We start from the raw sequence: 13,098 nt of genomic DNA, 5'->3' as shown, positions 1-13,098 counted from the left end.
CTGTGTGGCAAAGTGGTTGATGTTAGGAATTTCTACACCGTCGAGATAAAATCGGTTTTCGTTAGGTGCTCCCCTCTTATAATAATATCATTACGGAAACTTACCGGCGCCGAAACACCGGGTAACGATTGGATAACTTTTGAGATATCACGATTGCCGCCAGGGTTTCGCTTAATTTCGGATACGACGATGCTACGTAATGATACCGGGCTTTCAAGCGTTTTGTTGAGGCGGCTGCTTGCCGTAATTTTTACCTCATTAAGGCTGGCTACCTCCTCATCAAGTGCTATATCCACAATAGTAGCCTTAACGTTATTTACCTGGATATCTAACGAGGATTTGCTTTTAAAACCGATTTTTGAAAACGATAAGCCAAAATTTCCCGGTTTTAAGACAATCTTATAGTTGCCGAGTGAATCGGTGATTGTACCGATGGATGATTGATTAATAACCATTACAGAAACTCCCGGAAGTGGTATGTTTGAAAGCCCGTTGGTAACAGTCCCTTTAATAACAGCTGTTTGGGCATTTGATGATGAAGATGTAAACAAAGCACAAAGATATATTATGCTAAGTTTAAGTAACGCTTTATTCACCGGTGCCTCCGTTGTAATGGTTTGTCATGGAGCTTAATATATTAAAGCGATTTTTGCTTTCATAGTTTTATCAGGAAAATGTGCGGGCAAATAAAATGGGGATAAACAAGGCCGATATCCCCATTAAAGTCTGAGGACTTAGTGCGCTTCAAGCCAGTTCAAACCAGTGCCGATTTCAACCATGATGGGTACCTCGGTTTTGATAGCGTTTTTCATGTGATGCATAATGATCGGTTTCACGATCTCTACTTCATGATTCGGAACGTCAAACACCAACTCGTCATGTACCTGCATGGTCATGCGGGTATCCAGCTTTTGTGCCTTAAGTTCTTTGTGGATATTGATCATGGCAATTTTGATCATATCGGCGGCTGAGCCCTGTATTGGGGCATTGATAGCATTTCGCTCGGCAAAACCGCGAACGGTTGCATTGGCCGAATTGATATCGCGCAAATAGCGGCGGCGGCCCATCAGCGTGCACACGTAGCCATTTTCGCGGGCGAAGTTCATGGTATCGCTCATGTATTGTTTAATGCCGGCAAACTGCACAAAATATTGCTCGATGATCTCGGCAGCCTCCTTACGCGGAATCCCCAGGCTTTGTGATAAGCCAAAGGCCGACTGGCCGTAAATAATGCCGAAGTTAACAGCTTTGGCATTACGGCGCTGATCGCTGGTTACCTCGTCAAGCCCGATGCCGTAAACGTTGGCAGCTGTTGCCGTGTGGATATCGTGGTTATTGATAAAGGCCTGCATCATGTTAGGGTCCTTACTGATCTCGGCAATGATGCGCAGTTCTATCTGCGAATAATCCGCAGAGACGATGGTATGGTTGCTATCTCTCGGGATAAAAGCTTTCCTTACCTCGCGGCCGCGCTCGGTACGGATAGGGATATTTTGCAGGTTGGGGTTAACGCTGCTTAATCGGCCTGTTGCGGCAACAGCCTGGTTGTATGATGTATGTACCCTGCCTGTTTTAGGGTTTACCATCTGCGGCAGCGCGTCAACATAAGTCGATTTTAATTTTTGCAGCTGGCGGAAATCAAGAATATCACGCACAATATCGCTCTTGGCAGCTAATGAAAGCAATACGTCTTCTCCGGTTTGATACTGGCCGGTTTTGGTTTTTTTGGCTTTAGGGTCAAGCATCAGTTTCTCGAACAATACTTCACCCAGTTGTTTTGGCGATGCAATGTTAAATTTTACGCCTGCTTTTTCATAAACTGTTTTTTCATATTGGGCAATATCTGTTTCCAGTTGCTTGCTAAACTCACGCAGGGTATCATGGTCTATTTTCACACCTTCGTACTCCATATCGGCCAGTACGTAAATAAGCGGGTGCTCTATTTCATTCACCAGTTTTTCGCCCTCTACCTCTTTTAGTTTAGGCTCAAAAATATCTTTTAGCTGCAGGGTGATATCCGCATCCTCGGCGGCGTATTCTTTTATTTTTTCAAAATCCACATCGCGCATATTGCCCTGGTTTTTGCCTTTGGGGCCAATAAGTTCGGTTATAGAAACCGGTTTGTAGCCCAGGTAATTTTCCGACAGGATATCCATATTGTGGCGGGTATCCGGATCAAGGATGTAATGGGCCAGCATGGTATCAAACAGAGTTCCTTTCACTTCGATGTTGTACCATTTGAGCATCAGGATATCAAACTTAATGTTTTGCCCTATTTTGCCGATATTTTCATTTTCAAGCACTGCTTTAAATTCGGTAACAATGCTTTGTGCTCCCGCCTGGTCGGCAGGGACGGGTACATACCAGCCCTGTCGTGGTTTAACAGAAAATGACAAGCCTACCAGTTCGCAATGATTAGGATCGGTACCGGTGGTTTCGGTATCAAAGCAAATGGTTGGCTGCTGCGCTAATATGTTGATCAGTTCGGCCCGTTTTTCAAGGGTGTCGGCCAAATGATACTCATGCGGCGTATTGTTAATATTTTTGGCAGCGATGATCAGGTCCTCACGAATATCTTCCACATCAACCGTCATGGTGGTGCGACCAGTTGCTGTTGGATTGCCAAAAAGATCGATCTGGGTTCCGGCCGGTTTCAGTTCAGTAATACTGAAATCATCACCAAATACACGCTTGCCTAAAGTACGGAACTCTAATTCGGCAAAAAGCGGCTCTAATAGTTCCTTACTTGGAGCGCATACTTCGAGGCCTTCTTCATCCAGTTCAACAGGTACATTTAGCAATATGGTAGCCAGTTTTTTCGACATCAGGCCCTGCTCTTTAAACTGTTCAACGTTTTCGCGCTGCTTTCCTTTAAGCTCATGGCTATGCTCAAAGATGTTTTCCATTGAGCCATATTGCTTAATGAGGGCTTTTGCCGTTTTTTCGCCGATGCCCGGAATACCCGGAATGCCGTCTACCGCATCGCCCCATAGCCCTAAAATATCTATCACCTGGTCAACACGCTCAATCTCCCATTTGGCTAATATCTCTTTCACTCCTTGTATTTCCATCTCGTTGCCCATGCGGGCCGGTTTGTAAATGAAAATATTATCTGATACCAATTGGCCAAAATCTTTATCGGGAGTCATACAATAAACAGTGTAGCCCTTTTGCTCAGCTTTTTTTGCAAGGGTACCGATGATATCGTCAGCCTCGTATCCATCCGACGTGATAACCGGGATGTTAAACCCCAATATGATTTTTATAACATAAGGTAAAGCCTTTGCCAAATCTTCGGGCATGGCTTCGCGGTGAGCTTTGTAGCCTTCAAAATCGGTATGTCGTTCGGTTGGTGCTTCGGTATCAAAAACCACGGCCATGTGGGTGGGAGCCTCCTTTTTCAAAACATCCAGCAGGGTGTTGGTAAATCCCATCATTGCTGAGGTGTTTAGCCCGTTTGAGGTAAACCGTGGTGTTTTACTTAAAGCAAAATGCGCCCGGTAAATAAGGGCCATGCCATCCAAAAGAAATAGTTTTTTCATAATATCATTGACACTAATTGCACGAATTTAAGCTAATTGACTCGAAATTTTTGATGCCGGTGTTTATGCAAAGAACACGATTTTTAATGAATTGCATGGTTTTAATTTCATTATCAATTTGCGTAATTCGATCACATTCGGGAAAATTCGTGTTTGTTTTATTTGAAGCTGCAATCAGGAATATGATCATTTACCATACCGGTAGCCTGCATGTGGGCATAACAAATAGTACTGCCGAAAAACTTAAAACCCCGTTTTTTCATATCCTTACTGATAGCGTCAGATTCGGGGCTGGTAGCCGGTATTTTATGCGAATGATTTACGATAGGTTTTCCATCGGGCATAAAGCTATACAGGTATTTATCAAACGAACCAAATTCTTTTTGTATACCGATGAACAGTTTAGCATTGTTGATAGCGGCTAATATTTTAAGCCTGTTGCGGATGATACCCTCGTCATGCATTAAGCGCTCAACGTCTTCATCGGTAAAAGCTGCTACTTTTTGCACATCAAAATTGGCAAATGCCTTACGGTAGCCTTCGCGGCGGCGCAATATAGTGATCCAGCTAAGCCCGGCCTGTGCAGATTCTAATATCAGAAATTCAAATAAGGTATGATCATCATGAACTTCTTTGCCCCACTCTTCGTCGTGATATTTGATATATAATTCGTCGGTGCCTGCCCAGGAGCAGCGGATTAGGTCTTTTGGATTTGTTTGATCGGTCATGTTTTACAAGGTTTATGTTGATTATAAATCACGTCATTGCGAGGAACGAAGCAATCCTCGATTAGCGGAGCCGCTCTGTATAGTTCGCGATTACTTCGTTCCTCGCAATGACGTGGTGAGGTTATTTTATTGTTCATTCAACTCATCCCAATATTCAACAGCTCTGCGATAATGTGGAATAACTATTGAGCCTCCAACCAAATTGGCTATCATAAAAATCTCGTTCATTTCATCGTGATTAACGCCCGCTTCGTGGCATTTGCCGAGGTGGTATTTAATGCAATCGTCGCAGCGTAAAACCATGCTGGCAACCAGGCCGAGCATTTCTTTGGTTTTAACATCCAGTGCGCCTTCGGCATAGCTGGTGGTATCGAGTGCAAAAAAGCGTTTAATATTGGTATTGGCGGTTTCCATGATCCTGTCGTTCATTTTAGAGCGATAGGCGTCAAATTCTTCTACAAGTTTTCCCACGGGGTGTTGTGTTTGTTAATAAAAATTTAAGCTAATTAAGCTAAAATATTTAGCATTTAAAAGATTGGATCGTTATTTTTATGGCGTTAACCAAATTCTTTACACACTAATTATGGAAAGTTTATCACCTAACATTTTTGTAAACGATATTAATGCAACCATCAGCTTTTATGAACTGCTTGGTTTTAAAGTGGCAATGAGTGTTCCCGAAACCGGGCCCGATCTTGTTTGGGCCATGATGACTAACGGAAGCGTTACCATGATGTTCCAAACCTTTAGCAGCCTGGCCGATGATCTGCCCGAGATAAGCCGTACCGATGGCGGCTCATTACTGTTGTACATCAACCTGAAAAATATCCGTACTTTTTTCGAAGAGATAAAGGATAAGGTAACCGTACTAAAAGGCCTCGAAACTACTTTTTATGGTGCTACCGAATTCTCCATAAAAGATAATAACGGTTATGTGCTTACTTTTGCCGAGCATGAATAACCGAGGTTATCATAGAAATTAATAATTTAATTAAAATCGCCTTCTTTAGGGGGATTTAGAGGGGCTTATGATCAACTTTAAACGCGCCGACCATATCCAGATTTGTGTTCCGTTAGAACGGCTGGAAGAAGCAAGAATTTTTTATACCGACGTTGTGGGGTTACAGCGGATAGAACGACCGGCCTTTAATTCAAAAGGCTATTGGTTTCAGATATCAGATATCCAGCTTCATTTAAGTACCGAAGATGCTTTACCGCGAACATCGCGGCATACGGCCTTTGAGGTTACCGATATTGCAGAAGCCCGCCGGCACCTGGAAAGCTATGGCGTTGAGTTTTGGGAAGAACCTGTTCTTCCGGATCGCACGCGGTTTTCATTTATTGATCCATTTGGAAACAGGATGGAGTTGCTGCAGTTTACAGAGTAAACTAATAATTGCTGCTGGAGCCAACAAGTGTTGGGATGATGAAATTATCTATATCTTGAAATAGAAAAAATGCCATTGCGAGCGTAGCGCGGCATCTCGTCCGTTTAGGTTGGTCTGTACTTGACTTTTATGCATTGGCTACGAGATTGCCATGTCGCGCTCACGCACTATCCGGCTCGCTCCTCGCAATGATATGGTTAAATAAGTTTAGCGGTAGATTACAACGCCAGCTCTACCATAGGGTCCCAAAAAACTGTTTTGAAATCCTGGATCTGATCGTCAACTACTTTTACGCCTTCACTTTCCAGCATTGCAGCCATGCGGTTGCCGCCGAAATGGGCTTTTGCCGTTAGCAAGCCCTGCCGATTTACCACCCGGTGAGCCGGAACTGCTGGTTTGGCATTGCCCGCTGCCTGCATGGCCCAGCCTACCATGCGCGATGAGCCTTTGGTACCAAGATAGGCTGCAATAGCACCATATGAGGTCACCCGTCCCGGCGGAATGAGTCGGGCTACCTGGTAAACTTTTTCAAAAAAATTAATGTCCTCCATCAGGCGTTTTCAGGAAATGAAAACTTAAGGTAGTTAATGTTTTTGTTATCCTTTAAATATTTTTTCTCGTAGTAGGTTTTAATAGAAAGTACCTCGTCCGCATATACCGAATTGTATAGATCTTCAGTTTTAACGTACAGATTCAACTTCAGCTCGTCAATTTTTTCGGCGGTATAAGCATGCAATCCATCGTTATCTGTTTTAAGGTTAACACAGCCACCAGGTTTTAAGACGATGATATATTTATCTAAGAACCGTGGTGAAGTTAATCGCTTTTTCTCGCGGCTTAATTGCGGCTGCGGGTCGGGAAAGGTGATCCAGATTTCATCAACCTCGCCGGGGGCAAAATAATCGAGCAGGTTTTCGATCTGGATGCGTAAAAAAGCAACATTAGGCACACCATCTTCGATGGCAGTTTTGGCGCCGCGCCAAATGCGGTTGCCTTTGTAGTCGATACCAATGAAGTTTTTATTGGGGAACATCCGCGCGAGGTTCACGGTATATTCGCCTTTGCCGCAGGCCAACTCAAGCACTACAGGATTGTCATTTTTGAAAAATTCAGAATCCCATTGTCCCTTAAACGGTTTGCCGGCATCTAATTGCAATACATTACTAAAGGTTTCAACCTCGGCAAAACGCCTTAACTTATCTTTTCCCACTTTACGTTTTTAAAATAAAGCGCAAAAATATTGAAATTATTTTAACACGAATGATTTGCTTGTTGCAGAGCAATTAAATCGAATTAAACGAATTGGTTTAATGGATCTGTATAGCAGGTTTGAGAAATTCGAATAATTAGCAAAATTCGTGTGGGAATTATTAACACGAATTGATTTGCAGATTGAGCAGCAACTAATCGAATTACACGAAGTTCAAAGGTTAAACTTTCTAATTCGTGAAATTCGTCTCAATTCGAAAAATTCGTGTAAAAATTATTATACCACAGCCCCGCCCACAGGCTTAACATATGGCGTAGGTTTATATGCTACGTCATCTTTCTTTTTGGTGAATTTGGCGAAAAGCGTTTTTGCTTTGTCCCAAATGCTGCTCACGGTATCTTCATTAACATAGTTTGAAGCTTTTTGTGATACCAGGCCAACCAGTGTTTTTACCAAAAAGTTGGAGTGTTTAAAAAGCGTTTTATTCAAGGTAAGCGGAATCACGAACCTAGAGATGAGGTTGAGGATATCGGGATGAAAAAAACTGGTATTTTTTACACCATCGGTATCATTTGAACGCGGGAACAGCGTAAGCACAGTTGAAAATAAAGCAGAAGGGCTGTTAACGCGCGCTTTCAAAGCCACCGATTGCTGTTTTTCAAGTGTTTTTAACCTGAATATTTCGGCTTGCAGATCGCTGATGTTGGTGATATGGAGATCCATGGTTTATCTTTTAAATATTTTTTGAATAAAGATGTTGATAAGCGGCCTTTCAAGGTGTCGTTTAAATATCTTGATAAACATGGCTATCAAAAAGTATAGCACGGCAATACATCCAAAACCCATCCAGTAAGAGTGTAAAATATCGGCAAGAAAAAAGCCTAAGGTAACACTTGCAAAAAGAAAAGCCAGTACCATGCTTATTACAGTCACCAAATCGGCAATAATGCTTGCTAATATGGAGGTGCCACCTTCAATAGCTTCGTATTTTAAAAGCTTAAACCGTGTTTCGGCATATTCCTTTAATTGATCAACTATTGGGGGTACTGGTGGTTGAGTCTCTTTTTTATCTTCCATGAGTAAGGTTATATATCCCGGATGTTGTTTTATCGGCATCCGGGATTGGTGTTATACATGCTTATGCGTGCTCCAGGTCGTCCTGATATTCTTCTTCGGCACCTTTAATTTTCGACTTGATGTTTTCAACAACTTTGTCTTTTAAGCCAACCAGGTTGTCAATTTCGGCAGCGGCAGTATCTTTTATCGACTCTCCAAGATTTTTTAATGATTCGGTAAGCTTGTCGCGGGTTTCATTGCCTTTATCAGGTGCAAACAAAATACCTAACGCTGCCCCTGCTGCTAAACCGGCAAGCAATGCAACAACTACTTTTGAGTTATCATTCATTGTAATATAATTAAAAGTTGAACATTTTATTAGTTACGTGTAAATATCCTGCCAAATATGTGCATTTGGCACAATTATTTTTATTTAAGTATAAATTAACTTTTATCAGTCAAATAAATTTTACCCTGTGTTCACAAAACTATTCAGGGCTGTACGATATATTTTATAAGCTGTTTATCCGTTCAAGCCTGTCGGCCGCCATGCGGTTTGTTTCATAAATTTCCATCAGCAGCAGGAAATAGGATAGCAGTACCGGGCCAAACACCAGGCCCAGGATCCCGAAAAGGGGCAGGCCTATAAAAACGCCTATTATTGAAATAATAGGGTGTGTGTTGGCAACACGCTTGTTAATGATCATGCGCAAAAAATTATCAATATTGCCAATGAACAATAAACCATAAGCCAGTAATGCTACCCCCTGCCAGTTGTGCCCCTGTGCAAACAATACAATGCTTGCCGGGATACATAACGTTGGTGCACCTACCACAGGTAAAAACGAAATAAAGATAGCGATAACCCCCCAAAAATCGGGTCGGGAATGCCAAATATCCAAAATCCGTTGGCCAGTAGTATTCCCTGTGTAAGTGCTATAATTCCCTGGCCTAAAACGTTTGAATAGGTAGAATCGCGCAGGGCATTGGCAAATTTCAATGCATGCTGCTCCCTGAATGGCGCATATTTCAATAACCCGGCCTCAAATTCACGTATTTGTGTAAACATGAAATATAGTATAATATACAATACCAGCAGGGTCAATATGGTGTTGGCCGCGCTGCCCAGTATAGACGGGAAGAGACCGGTAGCAAAAGTGCCTAATTTTTGTAATGTCTCTTCGGCAAAATGAGGTTGATTAAGGTTTGCGCCGGCAAATGCATCGATTTTTGAAATCCACTGGTCAATAGGAAGATCTTTAAGGTTGATGCTTGAAATTTTGCCCACAACCATTATGCTTAGTGTTAAGAAGGGGATCACAATCACAATAAGCGATATAAAAATAATAAGCAGGGCCACCAGCGAGCGGTTCCATCCTTTGTTTTCGGCAAGATTAATGTAAAGGGGACGAAAAATGGTGAACAGTACCACTGCGCCAAGGATTGAGCTAAACAAGCTGCTGAGCGCATATAATAAGAAACAGCCAAGTATAATGATACTCGCCAGGATAATATTGTTGCGCTGCTTATAATTGAAGACTGACATGTAGGCTGTTGATTGATACTTGCTTAAACAAAAAAACGCCAAAAGTTTTAGCGTTTCAATCATTAATTGCAACGCCTTTAGTTGGTATCGTTAAGCAGGGTATTGATCCGGATTGAACTTATTTCTATGGTATCCATGTAAAACAAACAGTCTGATGTTGGATTGGGTATTTCATACCGTAATTGCTCAAGCGCCAGGTGAATGTTTGATAATTGATTTTTTATGTCGTGCCTTAGTTTACGCAGGGTCTCGGCATCGTCTTTTTCTTCATGAGCCCCCATTTTACTTAAGGTTAATGGCCTTCATTTTATTATAAAGGGTTTTGCGGTCGATATTCAGGATTTCGGCAGCTTTGGTTTTGTTGAAATTAACTTCCCTTAACACCCTTATAATTGTTTCATACTCGGCCTCGAGCGCGGCATTTTTAAGGTCATGACGGGGTTCTTTAGCCTCGGGCGCTTCTTCTGTATGCGATGTGGTATGATGATGTTGCGTATAATGATTAGCCGTTTCGTATGATAATTTATAGGTCGACATTTCAAGCGGCAATGCTTTAAGCGTGATCTCATTGCCCTCGGCTAAAAGCGCTGCCCGGCGGATCACGTTTTTAAGCTCGCGGATGTTGCCCGGCCAGCGGTAGTTCATAAAGCAATCTACAACCTCCTGTGAGAAGGATTCAACGTTGCGCCCGAGCTCCTGGTTGGCTATTTTTAAAAAATGTTCTGCCAGTAATATAATATCATGGCCGCGCTCACGTAATGGCGGCATGTAAATGCTAAACTCGTTAAAGCGATGATAAAGATCTTCGCGGAAGCGGCCTTTCTGAATCCCTTCCTGTAGGTTCTCATTGGTGGCTATGATAATGCGTACATCAAGATCTATCTCTTTGGTACTGCCTATTCTTTTAACTTTACGTTCCTGTACGGTACGAAGTAAAGCTGCCTGGATCTCGTACGAAAGGTTGCCCACTTCATCTAAAAATAAAGTACCTCCGTTAGCCATTTCAAAGTGGCCTATTTTAGTATATAAAGCGCCGGTAAATGAACCCTTTTCGTGGCCAAAAAATTCACTTGCCGCGAGCTCCTTGGTTAAAGAACCGCAATCCATGGCTATAAAAGGCTGGTTATGCCGCGGACTGTTGAGGTGAATACTTTTCGCTACGGATTCTTTTCCGGTACCGCTTTCGCCTAAAATAATAACACTGTAGTTTGTTGGTGCCACCAGTTCTATCTGCCGGGCAAGCTCTTTTGACGCGCGGCTGGTGCCAGTTACAAATTCGGCTGCAAAAACGGTTTTTTTACGGTGCTAACTTTAGTTTTCTCAGGTAAAATAGTCGCCTGTGGCTCCTCGTCAATTTCAACCAGGGCATGGTGTGTTTCAAGGGCCTTATTAATAGTATTTAATATTTCATCGGGATACAGCGGCTTGGTGATATAATCATAGGCCCCCATTTTAATAAGCTCAACCGCCATTTTAATATCTGAATAGCCGGTGATGATGATAACCCCTGTTTTTGGATATTGGATTTTAATATTGCGGAGCATTTCACGGCCGTCGGTATCTTCGAGCCTGAAATCACATAGTACAAGTTGATATTCACCATTTTTCAACGCTTCCATCCCCCGGTACCGCTTGATGCCGTACTAACGTCAAACCCATTCCGCGTCAAAAACTTCGATAGCAATAACGCCACATTAACTTCATCATCAATGATGAGGATCCTTTTCATATTCAGCAATTATTGTGCGGTAAATGTAATATTACGTGTCAAAATACAAACAATGTGCTAATTTATACGATTTATTTAATTATAAAGGTTCATATCAACTAAAAAAACATAATAAAAAAGGGGAGCCGAATGAGCTCCCCTTTTTATATCAAGGTATTTGTAGGGCCATATATTAAAAGCCGTACGCTACACGTAAACCTATAAAGTTAACTTTGCTTTGATCAACACCTGTTGCATATTTGGTAGTTGCTTCATAGCGGATACCAGCATCAATAAAGCTGCTTGCACTTACCGGGAACTGAACACCAACTTGCGGAGCATAAACAAATGCAGTTGATTTATTAGCGCCAACGTCAGATTTGTTTAACAGGAATGCAGCACCGGCTTCGCCCTGAACATAAAAATTGCTGATAGGGAAGTATTTCAAACCTGCCTTAACCGGGATTAAATGAAAATCAGGTGCGTCAAGGCCTTGTACACCGCCAATATCTTTTTTACCGAATACGTTGTTATAGCCTGCGTTAACAGTAACAAATAACTGGTTTGAAAGAACCGGGATATCAGCCTGTACCGAACCGCCTAAATTCCACTTGTAGTTATCTTTGAAATTGCTAAGAGGAATGCCTGCGTCAACACCGATGCTGTAACGGATGCCGCTTTTAGTTGTAGTTGATGTTGTAGTAGTGGTGGTAGGTGTAGATGTTTGTGCTTTTGCACCAAATGCTAAGCCTGCAAATGCAAGGGCTAATGCTGAAACTTTGAATAAATTTTTCATAACTATTGTTGTGTTTTTGATATATGTTGTTTTAAACACACAGCAAATTAACAACACAAATCAGATGCGATTTTTCATCCAAAAGTCATGAATATTTAATCGATTGATTAATAGTAATTTATTTTTTGACCCTATGGGTATTTTAGTCAGGCGAGTGTAAAATGGACTTGTAATTGCTGTTTTTTTGTCAAAATTAACATTGGCTTAACATGGGCTTTTGACCCGAAAAATGATGAATTCTGCGTGAAATTGGGCGAAACGAGTAAATGCCGAAAAAATCCTGTGAATTTAGTTTACAATATACATCCCGTAATCATTATAGAACTACTCAAAACAAAAAGGGCTTAAGCAAACGCCCAAGCCCTTTAGTTGCTAAAATAATAGCAGATATTATTCTTTATTCTCCAAATCGGCAGCAGCGGGTTCGTCAAGGAACCATTCTACTTCGCCGGATATGGAATCAATAAGCTGTGCCGGATAAAGCTCAATATCCTCATCATCTTCCAGGATGTGTTTTACAGCTTCGGCCTTGCCTGCGCCGTAAACTAAGAATGCTATTTGAGCAGCATCATTAATAAGCGGTGCGTTGAGGGTAATGCGCCATACCTGCTGATCTTCAAGCCATACTTCTTTTACACCAGGCACACGGTCATGCAACACCGGCGTATAAGGGAATAATGATGCGGTGTGCGAGTTATCGCCTAAGCCTAACAGCACCAGGTCAAAGCTTGCTTCGCCGTCATCAAAAAACGCCGAGATCACTTCCCAGTATTTGGCTGCAGCTTCGGCAGGGCCAAACGATGTCTCAACCGGGAAAATCTGTGCCGGACTGATCATCAATGGCTCAAACAACGCTTTTTTTGCCATTAGGTAGTTGCTGTCTTTATGGTCATGTGGCACGTTGCGCTCATCGCCAAAAAAGAAGAAAACTTTTTCCCAGTTCACCTGGTCGGCGTATGTTGTTGAAGCTAATAGCTCGTATAGCTTTTTAGGTGAGCTGCCGCCCGAAAGCGCCACACTGAACTTCCCGTTTTTGTTGATGGCTTCGGTAGCCAGGATAACAAAATGATCGGCCAGCCCGGTTAAAACTTCACCTTCTGTGTTATAGATATTCAGTTTCATCA

Annotated in this window: 14 protein-coding genes and 2 pseudogenes; 2 read left to right on the top strand and 14 right to left on the bottom strand. The window is 42.2% G+C overall.

The features are described 5' to 3' along the window. Window positions 1-32: 32 nt before the first annotated feature. The 4 genes from ACQ86K_RS30235 to ACQ86K_RS30220 all read right to left on the bottom strand — a co-directional run bounded on the left by ACQ86K_RS30235 (window position 33) and on the right by ACQ86K_RS30220 (window position 4,741). Window positions 33-596, bottom strand: coding sequence for a carboxypeptidase regulatory-like domain-containing protein (locus tag ACQ86K_RS30235; protein WP_431199316.1), 564 nt, complete (start codon window positions 594-596; stop codon window positions 33-35). 138 nt (window positions 597-734) lie between these two features. Then, on the bottom strand, window positions 735-3,542 hold the full coding sequence (gene polA, locus ACQ86K_RS30230; RefSeq protein ID WP_091167032.1) for a DNA polymerase I: 2,808 nt from the start codon (window positions 3,540-3,542) through the stop codon (window positions 735-737). Window positions 3,543-3,700: 158 nt separating this feature from the next. Then, window positions 3,701-4,270, bottom strand: coding sequence for a DNA-3-methyladenine glycosylase I (locus tag ACQ86K_RS30225; RefSeq protein WP_091167035.1), 570 nt, complete (start codon window positions 4,268-4,270; stop codon window positions 3,701-3,703). 126 nt (window positions 4,271-4,396) lie between these two features. Beyond that, window positions 4,397-4,741 (bottom strand): carboxymuconolactone decarboxylase family protein, encoded by a 345-nt coding sequence (locus ACQ86K_RS30220; RefSeq protein WP_091167037.1) that lies wholly within the window; start codon window positions 4,739-4,741, stop codon window positions 4,397-4,399. Between the two features lie 112 nt (window positions 4,742-4,853). Here ACQ86K_RS30220 and ACQ86K_RS30215 point away from each other — a divergent pair, with 112 nt between their 5' ends. Further along, window positions 4,854-5,231, top strand: a complete 378-nt coding sequence (locus ACQ86K_RS30215) for a VOC family protein (RefSeq protein WP_091167039.1) — start codon at window positions 4,854-4,856, stop codon at window positions 5,229-5,231. A gap of 67 nt (window positions 5,232-5,298) precedes the next feature. Then, the gene (locus ACQ86K_RS30210; RefSeq protein ID WP_091167042.1) at window positions 5,299-5,658 is read left to right on the top strand and encodes a VOC family protein; all 360 of its coding nucleotides are present in this window, start codon (window positions 5,299-5,301) and stop codon (window positions 5,656-5,658) included. A gap of 218 nt (window positions 5,659-5,876) precedes the next feature. On the opposite strand, the gene ACQ86K_RS30205 is transcribed toward ACQ86K_RS30210, so the two are convergent. The 10 genes and pseudogenes from ACQ86K_RS30205 to pgl all read right to left on the bottom strand — a co-directional run bounded on the left by ACQ86K_RS30205 (window position 5,877) and on the right by pgl (window position 13,096). Further along, window positions 5,877-6,209 carry an MGMT family protein gene (locus ACQ86K_RS30205; RefSeq protein ID WP_091167044.1) on the bottom strand — a complete coding sequence of 111 codons (333 nt, stop codon included), beginning with the start codon at window positions 6,207-6,209 and terminating at the stop codon, window positions 5,877-5,879. Continuing rightward, the gene (gene trmB, locus ACQ86K_RS30200) at window positions 6,209-6,868 is read right to left on the bottom strand and encodes a tRNA (guanosine(46)-N7)-methyltransferase TrmB (RefSeq protein ID WP_091167047.1); all 660 of its coding nucleotides are present in this window, start codon (window positions 6,866-6,868) and stop codon (window positions 6,209-6,211) included. Before trmB ends, ACQ86K_RS30205 begins: the two co-directional genes overlap by 1 nt. Before the next feature lie 276 nt (window positions 6,869-7,144). Continuing rightward, entirely contained in the window at window positions 7,145-7,591 is a 447-nt protein-coding gene (locus ACQ86K_RS30195) for a hypothetical protein (RefSeq protein WP_091167049.1), read from the bottom strand. A 3-nt stretch (window positions 7,592-7,594) separates the two neighbouring features. Beyond that, window positions 7,595-7,945: a phage holin family protein gene (locus ACQ86K_RS30190; RefSeq protein WP_167516304.1), complete on the bottom strand. Its 351-nt coding sequence runs from the start codon at window positions 7,943-7,945 to the stop codon at window positions 7,595-7,597. 61 nt (window positions 7,946-8,006) lie between these two features. Beyond that, the gene (locus ACQ86K_RS30185; RefSeq protein WP_090532345.1) at window positions 8,007-8,273 is read right to left on the bottom strand and encodes a YtxH domain-containing protein; all 267 of its coding nucleotides are present in this window, start codon (window positions 8,271-8,273) and stop codon (window positions 8,007-8,009) included. Window positions 8,274-8,436: 163 nt separating this feature from the next. Further along, a pseudogene (locus tag ACQ86K_RS30180) lies at window positions 8,437-9,470 on the bottom strand (AI-2E family transporter). Window positions 9,471-9,547: 77 nt separating this feature from the next. Then, window positions 9,548-9,751, bottom strand: coding sequence for a hypothetical protein (locus ACQ86K_RS30175; RefSeq protein ID WP_091167056.1), 204 nt, complete (start codon window positions 9,749-9,751; stop codon window positions 9,548-9,550). A 1-nt stretch (window position 9,752) separates the two neighbouring features. Then, window positions 9,753-11,199, bottom strand: a pseudogene (locus ACQ86K_RS30170) (sigma-54-dependent transcriptional regulator). Between the two features lie 172 nt (window positions 11,200-11,371). After that, on the bottom strand, window positions 11,372-11,974 hold the full coding sequence (locus ACQ86K_RS30165) for an outer membrane beta-barrel protein (protein WP_091167061.1): 603 nt from the start codon (window positions 11,972-11,974) through the stop codon (window positions 11,372-11,374). 390 nt (window positions 11,975-12,364) lie between these two features. Continuing rightward, on the bottom strand, window positions 12,365-13,096 hold the full coding sequence (gene pgl / locus ACQ86K_RS30160) for a 6-phosphogluconolactonase (protein WP_091167064.1): 732 nt from the start codon (window positions 13,094-13,096) through the stop codon (window positions 12,365-12,367). Window positions 13,097-13,098: the final 2 nt, after the last annotated feature.

The sequence above is a fragment of the Mucilaginibacter sp. P19 genome (genome assembly GCF_050632265.1).
Taxonomy (GTDB): domain Bacteria; phylum Bacteroidota; class Bacteroidia; order Sphingobacteriales; family Sphingobacteriaceae; genus Mucilaginibacter; species Mucilaginibacter gossypii.
Note: the sequence above shows the minus strand (reverse complement) of the source record. Positions and strands in the feature narration are given on the sequence as shown.

Excerpts from the sequence above, each read along its gene's own strand:
- polA (WP_091167032.1), bottom strand. The coding sequence starts at position 3,542 with ATGAAAAAACTATTTCTTTTGGATGGCATGGCCCTTATTTACCGGGCG.
- ACQ86K_RS30225 (WP_091167035.1), bottom strand. The coding sequence starts at position 4,270 with ATGACCGATCAAACAAATCCAAAAGACCTAATCCGCTGCTCCTGGGCA.
- ACQ86K_RS30215 (WP_091167039.1), top strand. The coding sequence starts at position 4,854 with ATGGAAAGTTTATCACCTAACATTTTTGTAAACGATATTAATGCAACC.
- ACQ86K_RS30210 (WP_091167042.1), top strand. The coding sequence starts at position 5,299 with ATGATCAACTTTAAACGCGCCGACCATATCCAGATTTGTGTTCCGTTA.
- ACQ86K_RS30205 (WP_091167044.1), bottom strand. The coding sequence starts at position 6,209 with ATGGAGGACATTAATTTTTTTGAAAAAGTTTACCAGGTAGCCCGACTC.
- ACQ86K_RS30195 (WP_091167049.1), bottom strand. The coding sequence starts at position 7,591 with ATGGATCTCCATATCACCAACATCAGCGATCTGCAAGCCGAAATATTC.
- ACQ86K_RS30190 (WP_167516304.1), bottom strand. The coding sequence starts at position 7,945 with ATGGAAGATAAAAAAGAGACTCAACCACCAGTACCCCCAATAGTTGAT.
- ACQ86K_RS30185 (WP_090532345.1), bottom strand. The coding sequence starts at position 8,273 with ATGAATGATAACTCAAAAGTAGTTGTTGCATTGCTTGCCGGTTTAGCA.
- ACQ86K_RS30175 (WP_091167056.1), bottom strand. The coding sequence starts at position 9,751 with ATGGGGGCTCATGAAGAAAAAGACGATGCCGAGACCCTGCGTAAACTA.
- ACQ86K_RS30165 (WP_091167061.1), bottom strand. The coding sequence starts at position 11,974 with ATGAAAAATTTATTCAAAGTTTCAGCATTAGCCCTTGCATTTGCAGGC.
- pgl (WP_091167064.1), bottom strand. The coding sequence starts at position 13,096 with ATGAAACTGAATATCTATAACACAGAAGGTGAAGTTTTAACCGGGCTG.